Raw genomic sequence first — 2,466 nt, forward strand, 5'->3', positions numbered from 1 at the left:
TTTTTGTTTAAACGCGCCCGGGGGCGGCCCGCGGCCCCGCGCCCCTCCCCGGAGGACTACCTGTTGGCCCGGTTCAGGGCCGAGACCACCGCGCGCAGCGACGCGGACACCGTGGAGCTGTCGATCCCGACGCCCCACAGCACGCGGTCGCCCACGGCGCACTCCAGGTACGCCGCCGCCCGCGCGTCGTCACCCGACGACAGCGCGTGCTCCGAGTAGTCGAGCACCCGGACGTCGTACCCGATCGTGGCCAGGGCGTCCACGAACGCGGCGATCGGGCCGTTGCCCGTCCCGGTGATCTCCTGCGTCTCGCCGTCGACCACCACGAACGCCTTGATCTGCTCGTGGCCGCTGCCGTCGCCGGAGACCTTCTGGCGCAGCAGCCTCAGCGGGGCCACGGCGTCCAGGTACTCGGTGGAGAACGCGTCCCACATGTCCTTGGGGCCGATCTCGCCGCCGTGGGTGTCGGTGACCTCCTGGATGACCCGGGAGAACTCCACCTGCAGCCGCCGGGGCAGGTCCAGGTGGTGCTCGGTCTTCATCAGGTACGCCACGCCGCCCTTGCCGGACTGCGAGTTGACCCGGATGACCGCCTCGTAGGTCCGCCCGACGTCCTTCGGGTCGATCGGCAGGTACGGGACCTCCCACGGGAACTCGTCCACGTGCTGCCCGGCGTCCTTGGCCGCGTCCTCCAGGGCCTCGAAGCCCTTCTTGATCGCGTCCTGGTGCGAGCCGGAGAACGCGGTGAAGACCAGGTCGCCGCCGTACGGGTGCCGCTCCGGCACGGGCAGCTGGTTGCAGTACTCGACCGTGCGGCGGATCTCGTCGATGTCGGAGAAGTCGATCTGCGGGTCGACGCCCTGGCTGAACATGTTCATGCCCAGCGTGACCAGGCAGACGTTGCCGGTGCGCTCGCCGTTGCCGAATAGGCAGCCCTCGATGCGGTCCGCGCCGGCCAGGTAGCCCAGCTCGGCCGCCGCCACGCCGGTGCCCCGGTCGTTGTGCGGGTGCAGCGACAGGATGATCGACTCGCGCCGCGCCAGGTTCCGCGACATCCACTCGATCGAGTCGGCGTACACGTTCGGCGTGGCCATCTCGACCGTCGCGGGCAGGTTCACGATCAGCGGCTTCTCGGGCGTCGGCCGGATGACCTCCGAGACCGCGTCGCAGACCTCCAGCGCGTAGGACAGCTCGGTGCCGGTGTAGGACTCGGGGGAGTACTCGTACCGGAACTCGGTCTCCGGGTAGAGCTTCTCCTGCTCCAGCGCGAACCGGGCCGCGTCGGTGGCGATCTTCTTGACGCCCTCGCGGTCGGCCTTGAACACCACGCGCCGCTGGAGCACCGAGGTCGAGTTGTAGAAGTGCACGATCGCCTTTGCCGCGCCGCGCAGCGCCTCGAACGTCCGGCTGATCAGCTCGGGCCGGCACTGGGTCAGCACCTGGATGGTCACGTCCGGCGGGATCGCGCCGTCCTCGATGATCTCGCGGACGAAGTCGAAGTCGGTCTGCGAGGCGGCCGGGAAGCCGACCTCGATCTCCTTGAAGCCCATCCGCACCAGCAGGTCGAACATCTTGCGCTTGCGCGCGGGCGACATGGGGTCGATCAGCGCCTGGTTGCCGTCGCGCAGGTCGACCGCGCACCACAGGGGCGCCTTCTCGATCCGCTTGGCCGGCCAGGTGCGGTCCGGCAGGTCCACGACCTCCACCAGCTCGTGGAACGGCCGGTAGCGGTGGACGGGCATCGAGGTGCCGCGCTGCGGGTTCCACGCGGGCGCGCCCTCGACCGGGCGGGCGGGCGTGCGGATGCGGCTGGTCCCGGAGGTGTACGCGTCGGGGTGGCTGGTCATGACGGGGGTTCTCCTGCTGGTCGTGAGGTGAACGACCGGCGGCAACGCTCGATCCCGCGACGGGGGGCCGGTCTGGTCAGACCCCGTCACGGCGGCGAAGCAGGAGGCCGCGTGCCATGCCGACTAGGTTAACCACATCGCCGGTCGAGGCGGAACCGCGCGCCCAGATGATGGAACTTCACTCGGAAGAGTTTCACTCGATAGTGGCTTGGGCAGCCTCTTGACATGTCCAGATGGCGAACCTCAACGCGCAGCGGCAGCTACACCGCTGCCCGAGTGATCCACGGTGTTGGCGCCGTGTTCGCGCTCATCGAGGTGCTCTACATCCTGATGAACCTCTTTGGGGCGAATCCGGCCAACGCGCTGTACAAGTTCATCCAGCAGTTGGCCGAGCCGCTCGCGCTGTTCTTCCCAGGCCTTTTCCAGCTGGGCAACGCGAACCTCGACCTCATCGTGAACTACGGCCTCGCGGCGGTCTTCTGGCTCGTCGTCGCGAACCTGCTCGCGCGGGTCGTCGCCCGGTAACGGGCGCCACCCGAACAGCGAGCACGTCCTGGGCTCCCGCCGTCCTCCCCGATGCGGCGGGAGCCCTCGGCGTCCCTGGGGGCCGGGCGGAGTC

The 2,466-nt window shown here is 69.3% G+C and carries 2 protein-coding genes; one reads left to right on the top strand and one right to left on the bottom strand.

All coding sequences use genetic code 11. The annotated features are described in order from the left end of the window. Positions 1-56: 56 nt before the first annotated feature. On the bottom strand, positions 57-1,847 hold the full coding sequence (leuA, locus tag ACFV4N_RS42730; RefSeq protein ID WP_499678409.1) for a 2-isopropylmalate synthase: 1,791 nt from the start codon (positions 1,845-1,847) through the stop codon (positions 57-59). Positions 1,848-2,072: 225 nt separating this feature from the next. Between leuA and ACFV4N_RS42735 the strand changes: the two genes are divergently transcribed. Then, positions 2,073-2,372, top strand: a complete 300-nt coding sequence (locus tag ACFV4N_RS42735; protein WP_499678410.1) for a hypothetical protein — start codon at positions 2,073-2,075, stop codon at positions 2,370-2,372. Positions 2,373-2,466 lie beyond the last annotated feature (94 nt).

This window comes from Actinosynnema sp. NPDC059797 (genome assembly GCF_042732085.1).
GTDB lineage: Bacteria > Actinomycetota > Actinomycetes > Mycobacteriales > Pseudonocardiaceae > Actinosynnema.

Bases quoted from the DNA above. Each gene is read 5' to 3' on its own strand.
- ACFV4N_RS42735 (WP_499678410.1), top strand. From the start codon at position 2,073: ATGTCCAGATGGCGAACCTCAACGCGCAGCGGCAGCTACACCGCTGCC.
- leuA (WP_499678409.1), bottom strand. From the start codon at position 1,847: ATGACCAGCCACCCCGACGCGTACACCTCCGGGACCAGCCGCATCCGC.